Below are 16,731 nucleotides of genomic sequence, written 5' to 3'. Positions count from 1 at the left end.
ACGGCACCGCGTATTTCAGTCCCGCAGCGCGTCCAGCCTGCGCCGGGCCGGTCCCAGGGCGCGGCCCTTCTTCATCGCTCCGCTCCAGGGGTCGGTGCGGGCCTGCTCGACGGCGTCGGCGATGGTCCAGTGGCGGGCGTCGAGGTCCGGGTCGTCCAGCTGGGTCCAGGTGAGGGGCGTCGCGACGGGCGCGCCGGGCTTGGCGCGGACCGTGTAGGGCGCGGCGGCGGTCTGGGCGTAGGCGTTGCGCTGGACGTCCAGGTACAGCCGGTCGCCGCGGTCCTTCTTGCGGGCGGCGGTGGTGAGCCGGTCGGGGTGGGCGCCGGCGAGGGTGTCGGCGAGGTCGCGGGCGAACTCCCGTACCTCGTCGAAGTCGTGATGTCCGTTCAGCGGCACGATCACATGGAGTCCGCGGGAGCCGGTGGTCATCAGGGCCGAGGGCAGCTTCAGTTCGTCCAGCAGTCCGCCGAGCAGCCGGGCGGCCTCCCGCACCGTCTCGAAGTCGTCCTCGGCCGGGTCGAGGTCGAAGACCATCCGGTCGGGCCGGTCGAGGCTGTCGGTGCGCGAGAGCCAGCGGTGCAGGGTGAGACAGGCCTGGTCGGCGAGGTACACCAGGGTCGCGGTGTCGTCGCAGACGGTGTGGCAGACGGTGCCGCCTTCCTTGGACACCTCGACCCGGGTGATCCACTCCGGGTAGTGGTCCGGGGTGTTCTTCTGCATGAACTGGGGACCGTCGAGCCCGTCGGGCTGCCGCTGGAGCATCAGCGGGCGCCCGCGCAGATGGGGCAGCATGAACGGGGCGACGGCACGGTAGTAGTCGACGAGGTCGCCCTTGGTGTACTCCTTCGCGTCCCCGTCGCCGGGGAAGAGCACCTTGCCGGGGCGGTGCACCTCGACCGTACGGCGCCCCGCGCGCACCGTCCGTACGTCGTCGCCGCTCATCGCACGACCGCCTCCTCCACCAGCAGCCGCCCCGCCGCCGCGATCGACTCGGCGTCGATGCCCGCGGCGTGCAGCTGCTCCTCCGGCGACGCGGAGCCCGGCATCGACCGTACGGCGAGCCGCACCAGCCGCGGCACGGGCCGGCCGTCGAGGAACGCGGCGAGGACGGCGTCGCCGATGCCGCCCTCCTCATGGTGGTCCTCCACGGTGAGCAGACAGCCGGTGTCCTCGGCCGCCTTGCGCAGAGTGGGCAGGTCGGCGGGTTTGACCGAGTAGAGGTCGATCACCCGTACGGCGATGCCCTCCCCCTTCAGCGCGTCGGCGGCGGCCAGCGCCTCGTGCACGGTGACGCCCGCCGCGACGAGCGTCATCCGGTCCTCATCGGAGGAGCGCAGCACCTTGCTGCCGCCGACGGGGAACTCCTCGTCGGGGCCGTAGATCACCGGGCTCTTGCCGCGGGAGGTACGCAGGTAGCGGATGCCGTCGCAGCCCGCCATGGAGGCGACGAGGTGGGCGGCCTGGTTGGCGTCGCACGGGTACAGCACGGTCGAGTCGTGCACCGCCCGCATCATCGCCAGGTCCTCCAGGCCCATCTGCGAGGGCCCGTCCTGCCCGATCGCGACACCGGCGTGCGAGCCGACGAGGTTGATGCCGGCACCGCTGACGGAGGCCATGCGGACGAAGTCGTGGGCGCGGGTGAGGAACGCGGCGAACGTGGACGCGTACGGCACCCAGCCGCGCGCCGCGAACGCGACCGCGTTGGCGACCATCTGCTGCTCGGCGATGTAGCACTCGAAGAACCGGTCGGGGTGTTCCTTGGCGAAGAACTCGGCCCGCGTGGAGTCGCTGACCTCACCGTCGAGGGCGACGACGTCCTCGCGCGCGGTGCCGAGCGCGGAGAGCGCCTGACCGTAGGCGTCCCGGGTCGCGACCTCATCACCCTTGTCCCACCGCGGCAGTTCGAGCTGCCCGGTGCCCACGGAGTGCAGCATCCGGGCGGCGGGCGGCTCCTGGACGTGGACGCGCAGGTCGCGTCGTCCGCCGAGTTCGGCGATGGCCTCGTCGGCCTCCGGCAGCGGCTTGCCGTGCAGTCCTTCGCGGTCCTGGACGGCCTCGACGCCCTTGCCCTTGAGGGTGCGGGCGAGGATCACGGTCGGCTGGCCGGTGGTCGACAGTGCCTCGCCGTAGGCGCGGTCGATCGCGTCGACGTCGTGTCCGTCGAGCTCCACGGTGTGCCAGCCGAAGGCCTGGAAGCGGCGGGCGTAGGCGTCGAGGTCGTGGCCGTGCCGGGTGGGGCCGCGCTGGCCCAGCCGGTTGACGTCGACGATCGCGGTGAGGTTGTCCAGATGCTCGTACGCCGCCTGCTCGGCGGACTCCCACACGGAACCCTCGGCCAGCTCGCTGTCGCCGCACAGCACCCACACCCGGTATCCGGTGCGGTCCAGCCGCTTGCCGGCCAGCGCGATGCCGGCGCCGACGGGCAGTCCCTGACCGAGCGAGCCGGTGGCCGTCTCTACCCACGGCAGCCGCCGGGGCGTCGGATGTCCTTCGAGCCTGCTGCCCAGCTTGCGGAAGGTGAGCAGTGCGTCGTCGTCGAGGGCGCCGGCCGCCTTGTACATGGCGTACAGCAGGGGCGAGGCGTGTCCCTTGGAGAGCACGAAGCGGTCGGCGGCGGGGTGGGCGGGGCGGTCGAAGTCGTAGCGGAAGTGGTGGGCGAGCAGGACCGCCATCAGGTCCGCCGCGGACATCGAGGACGTGGGGTGCCCGGAGCCCGCGGCGGCAGCGGCACGGACGCTGTCCACGCGCAGCTGCTGGGCGAGTTCCTGGAGTTCACCGGTGTTCATGAGGCTCCTTCCGCGGGGTCTTCGGAACGCTTGACGGGGCCGGGTGGTTCGGGGTGCCCGGAGCTGTGCGGTGCCTCGATGGACTCCGTCGCCGTCTCGGGCTTCTCCGGCGTCTGCGGCTTCTCCCGCTGCTCCGCCCCGCCCGGCACTCGCGCCAGTTCCGGTGAGGCCGTGTCCAGGGGCACCGACCAGGACCGTACGAGCCCCAACTGGACGGCCTGGCGCGGCAGTACGGCGTCGAGCAGCCAGTCGGCGGCCACCCGCACGCGGTTGCCGGGCATCGCCGCGAGGTGGTAGCCGCGGGTGACCGCCCCGGCGAGCGGGCCGGCCAGCGGCACACCGAGCGGGTTGGCGGCGGCCTGCGCGCCGCCCAGGTCCACGACGAACCCCAGGTCGCGATGGCGGTAGACGCGCCGCTCGCCGATGCCGAGGGAGGCCGCGACGTTGTGGCCGACGGCCTTGCCGTGCCGCCAGGCGTGCTGCGCCGTCATCGGTGTGAAGGAGCCGGGCTTGTTCAGGTCGGGCACGGCGGCCGCGTCACCGCAGGCGAACACCTCGGGCCGGCCCGGCACTTGGAGGTACGGGTCGACGATCAGCCGCCCGCGCTCCAGGGGCTGCCCGATGCCCTCGACGAGCGGATCGGGCCGCACGCCCACGCACCACACCAGCGTCCGTGTCTCGATGAACTCCCCGTCGGTCAGCAGGACTCCGTCGTGCGTGGCCTCCTTCACCGAGGTCCCCATGCGGACTTCGACGCCCCGCCGCCGCAGGACACGGTCGGCGGTGCGTGAGAGATGCTCGTCCAGTTCGGGCAGGACGCGCGGCGCGATGTCCAGCAGCAGCCAGCGCGGGCGCATTCCGTCCCGCAGCGGATGCCCCCGCACCTGGGCGTCCGTGTACCGCTGCCCCTGCGCGGCGACCTCGGTGCCGGTGTATCCGGCGCCCACGACGACGAAGGTGCACCGGGCGGCGCAGCTCTTGGGGTCGTCCGCGCCGGCCGCGAGCTCCACCTGCCGGGTCACGTGGTCGCGCAGATACAGCGCCTCGGGCAGCCCGCGGAAGCCGTGCGCGTGCTCGGCGACGCCGGGGATCGGCAGCAGCTTGTTGACGCTGCCGACGGCCAGCACCAGCCGGTCGTACGGCAGCGTGCCGGCTCCGCCCTCGGGGTCGGAGTAGTGCACGGTGCGCGCGTCCAGGTCGACGCCGTCCGCCTCGCCGAGCACCAGCCGCACCCGGGGCAGGGTGCCCGACAGGGAGACGGTGACCCGGCGCGGTTCCAGGATGCCGGCGGCGACCTGGGGCAGCAGGGGCAGATACAGGAAGTAGTCGGTCGGGTTCAGCAGGGTGACCTCGGCGCGGTGCCGGGTCAGCCGGAACAGCGTGCGGGCCGCCTGATACCCGGCGAAACCGGCACCGACGATCACGATGCGGGGTCGACTCACGGTTCGCCTCCGGCGCTTTCGCTCGTACGAGGTTTTCCGCGTCCCCCTGGTCAGTGGCCCCAAACGCGGCCCGCACGAGCGTTTCGCCCCCATGGCCAGGGATACCCGGCGAGTGACCAGCCCCGCCCCCGCCCGGAGGTGTCCCCTCACATGCCCGAGTACGGCTACTTCCTCGCATCCGAGGAGTTCGGCCCCGCAGACCTCGTCGAGCAGGCGAGGATGGCGGAGCAGGCCGGATTCCAGTCGCTGTGGATCTCGGACCACTACCACCCGTGGAACGACGCCCAGGGCCAGAGCCCGTTCGTCTGGTCGGTGATCGGCGCGATCTCCGAGGCCGTGTCGCTGCCGGTCGAGACGGCCGTCACCTGCCCGACCGTGCGGATCCACCCGGCGGTGGTGGCCCAGGCCGCGGCGACCAGCGCGGTGATGACGAACGGCCGCTTCCGGCTCGGCGTCGGCACCGGTGAGGCCCTGAACGAGCACGTCGTCGGCCACACCTGGCCGCCGGCCAGTGTCCGGATGGAGATGCTGGAGGAGGCGATCCAGGTGATGCGCCGGCTGTTCTCGGGCGAGGAGGTCAGCCACTACGGCACCCACTACAAGGTCGAGAACGCCCGCCTGTACACCGTCCCCGACGAGCCCATGCCGATCGACATCTCCGGCTTCGGACCGGCGGCGACCGCGCTCGCGGCCCGCGTGGGCGACGGCTACATCACGATGATGCCGGACCAGGCACTCGTGGAGAACTTCCGCAAGGGCGGCGGAGGCACCAAGCCGGTGAGCGGCGGCACGAAGGTCTGCTACGGCATCGACCGCGACGAGGCCGTACGCACCGTCCGCCGGCTGTGGTCCAACCAGCTGCTGCCCGGCGAGATGGGCCAGATCCTGCCTTCGCCCAAGCACTTCGAGCAGTTGGAGCCGCTGATCACCGAGGAGATGGTGAGCGAGCAGTCGGTGTGCGGGGACGACGTCGACGAACATGTCGCCGCGCTCGCCGCGTTCGACGAGGCCGGCTTCGACCGGATCTACGTCAACCAGATCGGGCCCGACCAGCGCGGCTTCTTCGACTTCTACCGCACCAAGGTGCTGCCGCAGCTCCAGCGGGCCGGCCACTGATCCGTACGGGGGCGAGTCAGCGATGAAACTCCACCGGCCCGTGGTGTCGGTGTACACGGTGCCGACGGACGGACCCGAGGCCGACGGCACGCTGGCGTGGGACACGACGACCGTGGTGATCGCCGAGGTGACGACCGACGACGCGACCGGCACGGGCTGGACCTACGGCCCGGCGGCGGTAGGCGACTTCCTGAGCAAGCACCTCGCTCCGCTGGTCGAGGGCCGCAGCGCCCTGGACATCCCCGCCGTGCACTGCGCGATGTGCCGCTCCGTGCGCAACGCCGGACGACCCGGCATCGCCGCCTGCGCGATCTCCGCGGTCGACATCGCCCTGTGGGACCTCAAGGCCCGGCTCCTGGAACTCCCGCTGGCCCGGCTGCTGGGCGTCGCCCGTGAGCGGGTCCCGGTCTACGGCAGCGGCGGCTTCACGACGTACCACGACACCCATCTGGCCGCCCAGTTGAACGGCTGGGTGCACGGGCAGCACATCCCGCGGGTCAAGATCAAGATCGGCGAGAGCTGGGGCCGGGCGGTCACCCGCGACCTGGCCCGCGTCCACGCCGCCCGCCAAGTGATCGGCGGCGACGCCGAGTTGTACGTCGACGCGAACGGTGCCTACACCCGCAAGCAGGCGATCCGGGTCGGCCACGCGCTCGCCGAGCACGGCGTCGGCTGGTTCGAGGAACCCGTCTCCTCCGACGACCTGACCGGTCTGCGCCTGGTCCGCGACGCGCTGGTCAGTGACGTGACCGCAGGCGAATACGGTTACGACCTCCCGTACTTCGCCCGCATGATCGCGGCCGGCGCGGTCGACTGCCTCCAGGTCGACGCGACCCGCTGCGGCGGCCTCACGGAATTCCTTCGCGCCGCCGCCCTGGCCCATGCCCACGGCCTGGAGGTCTCCACCCACTGCGCCCCGCACGCCCACGCCGCCGCGGCCGCCGCGATCCCCAACCTCCGCCACATCGAGTGGTTCCACGACCACGTCCGCATCGAGGACATGTTCTTCGACGGCGCGCTGGACCCGACGGGCGGCTCAGTACGACCGCTCCGCGGGGTGGGCCACGGCTTGACGCTGCGGACGGATGAGGTGGAGGAGTTCAGGGTCGCCTGACGGCGACAAGGCGGGCCAGTTTGCGCGCGGCCAGGATCCCGGCGCCCGCGGTGAGCGCCGTACCGATACGGCCGCGATGCGCCGAGAGCCATTCCTGGGAGCTGTCCCCATGGGACTCCGCGTCGAACCGCCCATGCGCCCCGAAGTCCCGCCCGTGCGGCCCGTCGGCCGGGGTCCACAGGTTGCCGGGGTCGCGGTGCTCGCCCTCGTCCCGCTGTGCCTCGAACCCGGTCCGCGCCAGATACCGGTCCAGCAGCCCCGGCGCCACCGCGTTGGCGACCAGCGTGGCCACCGTAGAACCCCCCACCCAGTACTCCCGCCGCCGCCCGTGCCCCGCCGCATGCACGATCGCCCGCGCCGCCACCTCCGGCTGATAAACGGGCGGCATGGGCCGCGCCCGCCCCGGCATCCGGCTCAACACCCAGTCGAACTGCGGGGTGTTGACGGCAGGCAGCTGCACCATCGTGGTGCGGACCCGGCTCCCCTCGTGCAGCAACTCGCACCGCAGCGACTCGTTGAACCCCTGAATCGCATGCTTCGCACCGCAGTACGCGGACTGCAGCGGAATCCCCCGGTAGGCGAGCGCGGAACCGACCTGCACGATGGTCCCCCGGTCCCGTGGCAGCATGTGCCGCAGCGCCGCCCGCGTACCGAACACACAGCCCAGATACGTCACTTCGGTCACCCGCCGGAACTCGTCCGCGGTGATCTCCGTGAACGGCGCGAAGACCCCGGCGAAGGCGTTGTTGACCCATACGTCGATGCGCCCGAAGGCGTCGACGACCTGCTGCGCGGCGTCCTCCACGGCCTTGGGGTCGGCCATGTCGACGGTGACGACGAGGGCCTGGCCCCCGGCGCGCTGCACCTCATCGGCCGCCGCGGCCAGGCCCTCGCGTCCCCGGGCCAGCAGGGCGACCCGGTCGCCCCGCGCGGCGAAGGCCAGAGCCGTGGCCCGGCCCACGCCGCCGCTGGCCCCGGTGACCACGACGGCCCTGCCGCCCTTCGACAGCGAAATCCGCGACGGCGTACGCACCGCGCATCACGCCCGGTGGTGCGGCTGCTCGGGGTCGATGTCCTCGGGGCGCGGCGCGGCGGGCGGTATGCCGGCCCCCGGCACGCCGGTCGCCGGTGCGCCGGCCGCCCCGCCGAGCGCGCCAGGCGTGGCGGGCGGCACCGGCGGATAGGGCGGCGCACCCGCGCTGCCCTGCGGCATGCCGCCGAGGGCGCGTTCACGTTCCGCGACGAGTTCGGTCTCGCGCTCCGGCGTCGGCCGGGTCGCGGACGGCCGGGCGGAACCACGCAGCACATAGGCCACGATGCCCAGGATCACCGCGGTGATCAGCGCGGCGGCCCAGTTGGGCAGTCCGGTGGCGAGGGCCAGGCCCAGAGCGAGCGCGAGGGACGCGCCCGCGTACAGGGCGACGGCGCCGGACGCGGCGTACAGGACGGCCGTGCGGCGCTGCTTGCGGGTCTGCTGACGCAGTTCGTCGCGTACGGTCTCGCGCGCCACCTGCGCCAGCTCGTCGACCAGCTCCTTGTCCAAGTGCTCCAGATGATCCAAGCGGTCCATGGCCGCCGGGTACCCGCGGGCCCGTGCGCCTAACGCCCAGGGAGCCGGGTACCCGCCCGGCCCGCACCTTCCACAGGCGCAAGCCGGCAAAAGGAAGTCAAGAGAGCTTCCATGATCTCGTCCGGCTCCTCGCGGTGCACGAGACCGCCGAGGAAGAGGTCGTCCACCCCTATGCCCGCGCCGAGGCCCTCGCTCCCACACTCCCCACCCTTCGGGCGGAGGGACCCCCATCTCGCTTCGCCCGCACCAGGGACGCCGTACGCAAGGCCATGGGCTGACTTGGTGGCCGGGACGGGGAGATCGGGCGAAACGATCTCCGCGTCCCGGCCGTCCCAACTAGGCTCGTGCGCATGGACATTCTGGGAGCCACGCTGCGCGTCTGCGTCGACGACCTGGAGACCGCGGTCCCCTTCTACGAACGCCTCGCGGGCGGCAAAGCCCTCCGCTTCGAGCGTGGCGGCGTCCAGGTGGCCGCCGTCGGCTGCTTCCTGCTGATGAGCGGGCCGGAAGCGGAGCTGGAAGTGCTGCGCAAGGTCGCGGCGACGATCGCCGTCACGGACGTCGACGAGGCCCACAAGGTCCTCACCGAGCTGGGCGCGCACATCGTCGCCGGTCCGGTGACGACGCCGGTGGGCCGCAACATGATCGTGATGCATCCGGACGGCGCGATCTACGAGTACGTGGACCGCCGCGGCTGACGCCTCACGGTGTCGCGGGCGGCCACATCCGGAAATCGTGGCGCTCCGGCACCGGCTCATCGCTGATCCGATCCCACAACCGCCCGATCACCTCATCCCCTTCGCGAAGGCGGACACCGCGGAGGTGACCAGGGGCGCTACCGGTCAGGATTGTGCAGAGCCGGAAGCCCTCATCTCCGCGGTGATCGCCCAGCGCTCGTGGTCCCGCCAGGCGCCGTCGATGTAGAGGAAGTCCGGCGAGAAGCCCTCCCGGCGGAATCCGCAGGCGCGGGCCAGGGCGATGGACGCGGTGTTGCTGGGCTGGACGTTGATCTCGAGCCGGTGCAGCCGCATCGGGCCGAAGGCGTGGCCGACGACGAGGTCGAGGCCTTCGCGCATGAGCCCGCGCCCGGCCGCGTGCGCGAAGGCGCCATAGCCGAGGGCGCCGCTCAGGAAGGCGCCCTGGACGATGTTGTTGATGTTGATGAACCCGGCGATGGCCCCGCCGTCCTTCTCACAGACCAGGAAGCCCGCCTTGGTGGGGTCGTCGATCAGCCGGCCCGCGTAGGTGGTGTACGCCTGCGGGCTGTCCGGCGGGAAGAGCCACGGATGGTGCAGGTCCTTGCTCTCCCGGGCGCGCGCGCTGAACTCGGCGGCGTCGTCGTAGGTGAAGTGGCGTATGCCCACACGAGGGCCTTCGGCGAGATAGCGGGATGCGGTGTGCGGCATCCCGCCACCCTATGCCGGGCCTCCGGTCGCCGGGCTACTGTCGCCGCTTCATGAAACAGGCACCACACAGCGCGCCGATGACCGCGCGCCTTGCCGCCCCTCTCCGATGTCGTCGGACTCATACGACCAGCATGGTCCGCACCCGCCCTTCATGCGACCGGCAGCTCCAGCACCCCCGTGTCCTGAGGCGCGCTGACCACGGTCACCGGCTTGATCCCCCGGTTCCCGAAGTACGCGTCGTCGCTCGCCGCGATCACGAACCGCAGCCGGTGCCCCTTCTCGTACCGGTGCACGATCCCCGGCAGCGTCACGGTGAAACTCCTGGTGACGTCGGGAACACGGACCGGCGCGACCAGCCGGTGCACCAGCGTCTTGGTGCCGTCGGGCGCGACGTCGTACAGCTTGGCGAAGAGGACGAGCTTGTCGGCGGCGTTTCCCGAATCCTGCGTCCGCTCGGCCTTCGGGGAGACCACCTTGAGCGTGGCCCTCGGCGCGCCCACGACATCGACCGTGCGCGCCAGCGGCTCGCTGGTCCACCCCAGGTAGGTGCCCCTGGTGTCGTACGGCGCCGGGTCGGGCAGCCCGATGATCCCGGTCAGCGAGTTCTCCGAATGGCTCGTGGGGATCAGCCAGTTGGTGTAGGTACGGCTGCCGCGCGCCACCTTCTTGCGGTTGTCGACGAGCTTGCCGTCGCCGGAGAGGTACATCTTCTGGCTGAGCGCGGGGACTTGGGCAGCCGTGGCGTAGGTGCCGTTCGGGTCGGTGATCCAGTCGCGGTAGTAGGCGAAGGCGGGTCCCGTGCCGACGTCGCGCTGCTTGTGGAGGTAGCGGTCGAACCAGGCGAGGATCCGCTTGCCGACGTAGGAGGAGTCCAGGTTGCCCTGGCTCAGGTTGAGTTCGCCGGACGCCGGGTCGGTGAGGCCGCCGCTGTGCCCCCAGGACTGCCAGATCATCTTGGTGGGCGTGCCCTGCGCCTTGAGCGTCCGATACGTCGCCGTCGCCTCGTTGAGGTTGAACAGGCTGTCGGCCTGCCCCTGGACCAGCAGCGTGGGCGCCTCGACGCGGCTGAGGTACGACACCGGGGACACGCTGTGCGCGTAGTCGAGCAGTTCGGCGGTCTTGTCGGCCGGGTAGCTGCCGGAGTTGAGGGTGCGGACGGTGTCGCAGGCCTTGGTGACGAAGTGCAGACAGGCGAGGGAGTTGATCCGGGACGGGTCGAGGCTGGGCTCCAGCAGGGTCTGGCCCTCTCCTATGAGGTAGAAGCCGTTGGTCCACTGCCATTTGAAGACACCGGGGACGCTGCCGCTGCCGACGGCGTTGTTCGGGTCGAGGGAGTAGGCGAGGTTGTTCCAGGTGATCATCGGTACGAGCGCGTCGACCCGGTGGTCCACGGCGGCCGTCGCCAGTTGGATGGCGCCTCCGTAGGAGCCGCCGATCATGCCGACCCGGGGATCGCCGGGGCCGTCCTGGGTCACGAAGTCGGCGTTCGTACCGTCGTCGGCGGCCCGCTTCCCGGCCAGGAAGTCGACGAGCTGCGAGGCCGCCTGGCCGTCGATGGCCGGATCGTCCAGTGAGATGAGGCAGCCGCTCCGGCCGAAGCCGAGCCCCGAGTAGACCAGGGAGACATAGCCGCGCTCGGCGAAGGCCTTGCCGATGGCGTTGGTCGAGCCGTCGTTCTTGCTGCCGCCGAAGCCGTTCGTGGCGAGCACGGCGGGTGCGGGGTGGGCGGCGTCCACGTCGGCGGGCCGGTACAGGTCGGCGTCGACGGTGCAGGTGCGGCCGCCGGCCTGGACGGTGAACTTCAGTGCGGTGACGGCGTATTGGCCGGTCGCGGTGGCGGGTGAGGTGAGTGCGAGGGGTGTGGTGAGGGCGGCGCCGAGAGCGAGGACGAGCGGGACGCGGGATCTGGGCACACGTCGGGACACGTAGACCTCCACACTGAGGACAACCCGGGATACCGGCCAGTAGGTACTGGCCGGTAATCATGGTGTGACACGTGTCAGGCGCAGGTCAATCGCTGTGACGAGTGGTTTTGACGGTTTCAGTAGGTCTCGCTCAGCGCAGAGCGGGTTCGTCGAGCGTCAACGTGCCGTTGTCGGCGTCGAGTTCGGCCTCCAGTCCGAAGGGGATGGTCAACGCCCCGTCACAGTGGCCGAACCCGAACTCCTCCACCACCGGGATGCCCAGTCCGCCGAGCCGGTCGGCGAACACGGCGCGCAGTGCGTCGTAGGCACCGCATTCGTTCCACGAGCCGAGCGCGATCCCGGTGACGCCGTCGAGCCGTTCCGCGCGCAGGAGTTGGGTCAGCATCCGGTCGATCCGGTACGGCTGCTCGCCGACGTCCTCGATCATCAGCAGTCCGCCACGGGCATCGGTGCGGGCGTGGGGTGAGCCGAGGTCGGACACGAGGAGGCAGAGGCATCCTCCGTAAGTGACACCCCGGGCCCGCCCGGGGACCAGAGCGCTGCCCCGCGACTCGATGGTGCGGACCGTCTCGGGGGCGAAGAGGGTCGCCCTCAAGTGCTCCTGGGCCCGGGTGTTCTTGGTGAAGTCGACGCCCGCGGCCGTCGGCCCGTACAGCGTGACCAGCCCCAGCCGCGTGGCGAACGCCTCGTGCAGCGCGGTGATGTCGCTGAAGCCCACGAACACCTTCGGCCCGGCCGTGCGCATCGTGTCCCAGTCCAACAGGTCGACCATCCGCAGCACGCCGTAGCCGCCGCGGGCGCACAGCACGGCGTCGACGGACGGATCGCACCAGGCGTTCTGCAGATCGGCGGCCCGGTGCGCGTCGGTGCCGGCGAGGTAGTCGAGCTCGCCGTGCCGGTCGAGGACATGGGGTGCGACGACCGGTTCGAGGTCCCAGCCGCGCAACACGTCGAGTCCGGCCTGCAGTCGTTCCTCGGCCACCGGTCCGCTGGGCGCGACGACGGCCACGCGGGCGCCGGGGGCGAGCCGGGGCGGACGATCCAGTTGCTTCACCGGGTTCACAAGCAACTCCTTTGCTCTGCGGTACCGAACCGGGCTGGTTCCAACCCGGCTGGTGTTGATCGTGTAAGACCTGTTGACCGCCTGTCCGCAGGCGACGTGAGCCAGGAATCCCCCTGCCTCAGCTGGGGGAGGGCTCAATGGGTGAGCTCCAGGGTGGGAATGTCGGGCGGGTGCAGCCCGAAGGCCTGTGCGTACAGGGAGAGTTCGGCCTCCAGGGCGCGGATCATGGTGTCGGCCCGGCGGAATCCATGTCCCTCCCCCTCGAAGGCGATGTAGGCGTGCGGCACGCGTCGGCCTTCCATGCGGGCCAGGAAGCGCTCGCATTGCGCGGGCGGGCAGATCACGTCGTCCAGGCCCTGCAACAGCAGGAAGGGCGCGGTGATCCGTTCGGCGTGCTCGGCGGGCGAGCTCCCCCAGTGCCTTAAGGGCCTGGGAGGTGCCCCCACCACGTACCGCGCGGGCACCTCGGCGAGCGGCCCGACCAGCGACTCCAGGTACTGGGACTCGAAGTCGTGGGTCTCCCCCGATCCCCAGCCGGTCAGGTCGAGGATCGGGTAGATGATCGTGCCGCAGGCGTAGACATCCGTCGTGGCCAGCGACGCGGCGGCCGTCCAGCCGCCCGCGCTGCCGCCCCGGACGGCGAGCCGGTCACGGTCCGCGGTGCCCTCGTCGGCGAGGGCCAGCGCGACGGCCGCGCAGTCCTCGACGTCGACCACGCCCCACTGCTCACGCAGCCGGTCCCGGTAGGCCCGCCCGTATCCGGTCGAGCCGCCGTAGTTGACCTCGGCGACCCCGATGCCGCGCGAGGTGAAGTAGGCGATCGCCAGGTCGAGCACGAGCGGTGCCCTGCTGGTGGGCCCGCCGTGCGCCCAGACGACATACGGCGGCAGCTCGTCGCCGGGTGCGACGCAGGCGGGGTGGTGGGGCGGGTAGATGTGCGCGTGGATCTCGCGTCCGGCCGGGCCGGTGAAGGTGCGGATGTGCGGTTCGGGGTAGTACGCGGGGTCGACCGAGTCCTTGTGCCCGGCGCCGATCACCCGGGCCCGTCCGGTACGGGCGTCCAGTTCCACCACCTCGTACGCGGTGCGCGGGCTGGCTCCGACGGCGACAATCCTCCCCCACCCTTCGGGCGGGGGGACCCCCATCTCGCTTCGCTCGCCGTGCGCCGCGAGCGTGGGCGCGAACTCGGTCCAGGGACCGGCGGCGTCGACGACCTCGCCGGTCTCCGGGTCGAGGATGCCGAGCGCGGTGGCGCCGCGTCCGTGCACGACGGCGATCAGTCCGCTCTCCAGCGGGGCGAACCAGCGGTGCCCGAGCTTCCAGAGCGGGCCGCCGAACTCCTCCTCGCGCGGGCAGAGCGGTCGGCCGTCGCGGTAGAGGTTCCACCAGCCGGAGCGATCGCTCGCGTACAGCAGGGAGCCGTCGGGCGCCCAGTCCACCTGCGCGATGGACTCCTCAGGGCCGCCGGCGACCGTGCGCGCCGCACGGAAGACACCGTCCACCTCGGCGACGACGAGTTCCGTGCCGTCCCACGGCATCCGCGGATGGTCCCAGGCGAGCCAGGCCGCACGCCGCCCGTCGGGCGAGATCCTCGGTCCGGTCACGAACCGGTGCCGGTCGTCGGTCAGTTCGCGTACGGCGTCCCGGTCCCCGGCCGCCGAGCCGTCCAGCGGCACCGCGGCGAGCACCCGGCGTACGTCCGTGGGCGCGTCGCCGGTGAACTCCTCCATCACGCACCACACTTCACCGACGTCCAGGCGCAACTGCGGCTCGGCCCAGCGTGGTCCGGCCGGCGTCAGCGGACGCGGATCGGTGCCGGGCTCGTACCGGTACAGCCGCTGGTCGGCGAAGTTCACGAACACGACGAGCGGTCCGGCGACACCGGTCCAGGGCTGTCCGCCGTACTCGATGACGCGACTGCGCACATTCCACGGCGCGGGCAGCCCGGACTCCGCGGTGCCGTCGGCGCGGCGCCTGACGAGCGTGCGCCGGCCGCCCTCGGTGGGCCGTGGCTCGGTCCACCAGGCCTCGTCGCCGACGAAGCCGACGTACTCGGGATGCCCGTCGTGCGCGGCGGCGAGAGCCGCGTCGATCGGGGACGGCCATGAGCCGAATGCCAGCTCCATGCCGCTAGGCCGTCCGCAGGAAGCGGTCCAGGACGTGGACGCCGAAGTGCAGCGCCTCGACCGGGACCCGCTCGTCGACTCCGTGGAAGAGGGCCTGGTAGTCGAAGCCCTCGGGGAGCTTCAGCGGAGTGAAGCCGTAGCCGGTGATGCCGAGCCGGGAGAACTGCTTGGCGTCCGTGCCGCCGGACATGCAGTACGGCACCACGTGCCCCTCGGGCGCGAACTCCTCGACCGCGGCACGCATCCGCGCGTACGTCGGCGAGTCGACCGGCGCCTGGAGGGCCACCTCGCGATGGTGGAACTCCCAGTCCACGTCCGGTCCGCTGAGCCGGTCCAGCGTCGCGCGGAACTCGTCCTCGGCGCCGAAGAGATAGCGCCCGTCGACGTACGCGACGGCCTCCCCGGGGATGACATTGACCTTGTAACCGGCCTCCAGCATCGTCGGGTTGGCGCTGTTGCGTACGGTGGCCTCGACCAGCCCGGCCGCCGGGCCGAGCTTCGTCAGCAGCCCGTCCACGTCGTCGAGGTCGGCCTCGATACCGTAGAGCGCGGCGAGTTCGGTGAGGGCCGCGCTGACGGTCGGGGTCAGCCGGAGCGGCCACTCGTGGCCGCCGATCCGGGCGATGGCGGCGGCGAGGCTCGTCACCGCGTTCTCCCGGTTCACCTTGGAGCCGTGTCCGGCCCGCCCGCGCGCGGTGAGCTTCAGCCAGCCGGTACCGCGCTCACCTGCGGCGATGGGGTAGATCTGGCGTCCGCCGCCGTCGTGGAAGGTGAACGCCCCCGACTCACTGACGCCCTCGGTGCAGCCCTCGAAGAGCCCCCGGTGCCGATCGGCGAGAAACCCGGAACCGTCCTCCGCACTCGCCTCCTCGTCGGCGGTGAACGCGATGACGAGGTCCCGTCGGGGCCGTACGCCCTCGCGCGCCCAGGCGCGCACGACCGCGAGGATCATCGCGTCCATGTTCTTCATGTCGACCGCGCCGCGTCCCCAGACGACGCCGTCGCGGATCTCCCCGGAAAACGGGTGCACGCTCCAGTCGGCGGCTTCGGCGGGTACGACGTCCAGATGACCGTGGACGAGGAGCGCGTCCGCGGACGGGTCCGCGCCCTCGATCCGGGCGACCACGTTCGTACGGCCCTGGGTGCGCTCCAGCAGCGTCGGCTCCAGGCCCGCCCCGGCCAGCCGCTCCGCCGCGTACTCGGCGGCGGGCCGCTCCTGGCAGTCGCCACCTCCGCGGTTGGTGGTGTCGATGCGGATGAGGTCCGACGTGAACCGGACGACCTCGTCCAGCGCCTGCTGGTCAGCCATACTGCTCCTCCACCGCGGCCGAGACGATCGTGGTGACCGCCTTGAAGGTACGGACCCCCTCATACATGGTGTCGCTGGTGTACGCCACCTTCCGCTCCCCGATCCGCTCCACACCCGGCACGACGGTGGCCGCCATCGCCAGGTGCTCGGCATCGAACTCCAGGGCCACGGTGAACGGCCCCCCGACGACGGGTTCGTGACGCACCGCCAGCGCCGCCGCCTCCTTGGCCGCGGCCCGGATCTCGGAGGCCGTCCTGGCCGGCGTACGGCACACGGCCGCGTACCGCGACACATGGTCCTTGACGGCGACCTTCAGCGCCTGCGGGGCGTATCCCAGCGCGTCCTCGCAGGCCACGTCGTCGCCGGTGACGAGGACGACGGGCACCCCGTACTCGGCGACCACGTGCGCGTTGAGCAGCCCCTCGCTCGCCCGTACGTCGTTGACCCACACCCCGGTGATGGAGTTGGCGAGGTAGGTGTGGGCGAGGACGCCCTCCATGCCGGCGCCCGCGTGATAGCCGACGAACGCGATGCCGTCCACGTCGCCGTACTGCACGCCCTCCACCATGGAGAGGGACTTGTGCCGCCCGGTGAGCATCTCCGCCCGCTCGTCGAGCCGTTCGAGGAGCAGATTGCGCATCGTCCAGTGCGCTTCGTTGATGAGCACGTCGTCCGCGCCGCCGTCGAAGAAGCCCAGCACGGCGGCGTTCACATCCGAGGTGAACATCGACCGGCACCGCTCCCACTGCGGCGTCCCCGGCAGCACATCGGCCGGCCAGGTGACGCCCGTCGCGCCCTCCATGTCGGCGCTGATGAGGATCTTCATACCGCATCACGTTACGCGTCGGCGAGGCAACTTCCTACGAAGCGGAGA

14 protein-coding genes and 1 pseudogene are annotated in these 16,731 nt (G+C 71.6%); 4 read left to right on the top strand and 11 right to left on the bottom strand.

Translation table 11 applies throughout. From position 1 onward, the window contains the following. Window positions 1–15: 15 nt before the first annotated feature. From ligD to QQY66_RS41465, 3 genes are read right to left on the bottom strand one after another with little or no spacing between them, the layout of a single operon-like run. Entirely contained in the window at window positions 16–942 is a 927-nt protein-coding gene (ligD, locus tag QQY66_RS41475; RefSeq protein WP_301985566.1) for a non-homologous end-joining DNA ligase, read from the bottom strand. Continuing rightward, window positions 939–2,786 (bottom strand): transketolase, encoded by a 1,848-nt coding sequence (locus QQY66_RS41470; protein ID WP_301985565.1) that lies wholly within the window; start codon window positions 2,784–2,786, stop codon window positions 939–941. The genes ligD and QQY66_RS41470 overlap by 4 nt, the downstream gene beginning before the upstream one ends. Continuing rightward, window positions 2,783–4,228, bottom strand: a complete 1,446-nt coding sequence (locus QQY66_RS41465; RefSeq protein ID WP_301985564.1) for an NAD(P)/FAD-dependent oxidoreductase — start codon at window positions 4,226–4,228, stop codon at window positions 2,783–2,785. Before QQY66_RS41465 ends, QQY66_RS41470 begins: the two co-directional genes overlap by 4 nt. Window positions 4,229–4,378: 150 nt before the next feature. On the opposite strand from QQY66_RS41465, the gene QQY66_RS41460 reads away from it, so the two are divergent. Then, window positions 4,379–5,344 (top strand): LLM class F420-dependent oxidoreductase, encoded by a 966-nt coding sequence (locus QQY66_RS41460; protein ID WP_301985563.1) that lies wholly within the window; start codon window positions 4,379–4,381, stop codon window positions 5,342–5,344. A gap of 22 nt (window positions 5,345–5,366) precedes the next feature. Then, window positions 5,367–6,458, top strand: a complete 1,092-nt coding sequence (locus QQY66_RS41455; protein WP_301985562.1) for an enolase C-terminal domain-like protein — start codon at window positions 5,367–5,369, stop codon at window positions 6,456–6,458. Here the strand turns inward: QQY66_RS41455 and QQY66_RS41450 are convergent. Then, a complete protein-coding gene (locus QQY66_RS41450; protein WP_301985561.1) occupies window positions 6,445–7,491 on the bottom strand; it encodes an SDR family oxidoreductase in 1,047 nt (348 codons plus the stop codon). The genes QQY66_RS41455 and QQY66_RS41450 overlap by 14 nt on opposite strands. A gap of 6 nt (window positions 7,492–7,497) precedes the next feature. Beyond that, window positions 7,498–8,028, bottom strand: a complete 531-nt coding sequence (locus QQY66_RS41445; RefSeq protein WP_301985560.1) for a phage holin family protein — start codon at window positions 8,026–8,028, stop codon at window positions 7,498–7,500. A 92-nt stretch (window positions 8,029–8,120) separates the two neighbouring features. Between QQY66_RS41445 and QQY66_RS41440 the strand changes: the two are divergent. Both QQY66_RS41440 and QQY66_RS41435 read left to right on the top strand, forming a co-directional pair. Beyond that, window positions 8,121–8,207, top strand: a pseudogene (locus tag QQY66_RS41440) (hemerythrin domain-containing protein); the annotation flags it as partial. A gap of 171 nt (window positions 8,208–8,378) precedes the next feature. Further along, window positions 8,379–8,726 carry a VOC family protein gene (locus tag QQY66_RS41435; protein WP_301985559.1) on the top strand — a complete coding sequence of 116 codons (348 nt, stop codon included), beginning with the start codon at window positions 8,379–8,381 and terminating at the stop codon, window positions 8,724–8,726. A gap of 144 nt (window positions 8,727–8,870) precedes the next feature. On the opposite strand, the gene QQY66_RS41430 is transcribed toward QQY66_RS41435, so the two are convergent. The 6 genes from QQY66_RS41430 to QQY66_RS41405 all read right to left on the bottom strand — a co-directional run bounded on the left by QQY66_RS41430 (window position 8,871) and on the right by QQY66_RS41405 (window position 16,683). Then, a complete protein-coding gene (locus QQY66_RS41430; protein ID WP_301985558.1) occupies window positions 8,871–9,434 on the bottom strand; it encodes a GNAT family N-acetyltransferase in 564 nt (187 codons plus the stop codon). 149 nt (window positions 9,435–9,583) lie between these two features. Then, a complete protein-coding gene (locus QQY66_RS41425) occupies window positions 9,584–11,359 on the bottom strand; it encodes a CocE/NonD family hydrolase (RefSeq protein WP_301985557.1) in 1,776 nt (591 codons plus the stop codon). Window positions 11,360–11,489: 130 nt separating this feature from the next. Beyond that, window positions 11,490–12,413: an LD-carboxypeptidase gene (locus QQY66_RS41420; RefSeq protein WP_301987666.1), complete on the bottom strand. Its 924-nt coding sequence runs from the start codon at window positions 12,411–12,413 to the stop codon at window positions 11,490–11,492. A gap of 143 nt (window positions 12,414–12,556) precedes the next feature. Beyond that, window positions 12,557–14,548, bottom strand: coding sequence for a prolyl oligopeptidase family serine peptidase (locus QQY66_RS41415; RefSeq protein WP_301985556.1), 1,992 nt, complete (start codon window positions 14,546–14,548; stop codon window positions 12,557–12,559). A 4-nt stretch (window positions 14,549–14,552) separates the two neighbouring features. Next, window positions 14,553–15,857: a M20/M25/M40 family metallo-hydrolase gene (locus tag QQY66_RS41410; protein WP_301985555.1), complete on the bottom strand. Its 1,305-nt coding sequence runs from the start codon at window positions 15,855–15,857 to the stop codon at window positions 14,553–14,555. Then, window positions 15,850–16,683, bottom strand: a complete 834-nt coding sequence (locus QQY66_RS41405; RefSeq protein ID WP_301985554.1) for a M55 family metallopeptidase — start codon at window positions 16,681–16,683, stop codon at window positions 15,850–15,852. The genes QQY66_RS41410 and QQY66_RS41405 overlap by 8 nt, the downstream gene beginning before the upstream one ends. Between the last annotated feature and the right edge of the window lie 48 nt (window positions 16,684–16,731).

It is taken from the genome of Streptomyces sp. DG2A-72, assembly GCF_030499575.1.
Classification (GTDB): Bacteria; Actinomycetota; Actinomycetes; order Streptomycetales; family Streptomycetaceae; genus Streptomyces.
Note: the sequence above shows the minus strand (reverse complement) of the source record. Positions and strands in the feature narration are given on the sequence as shown.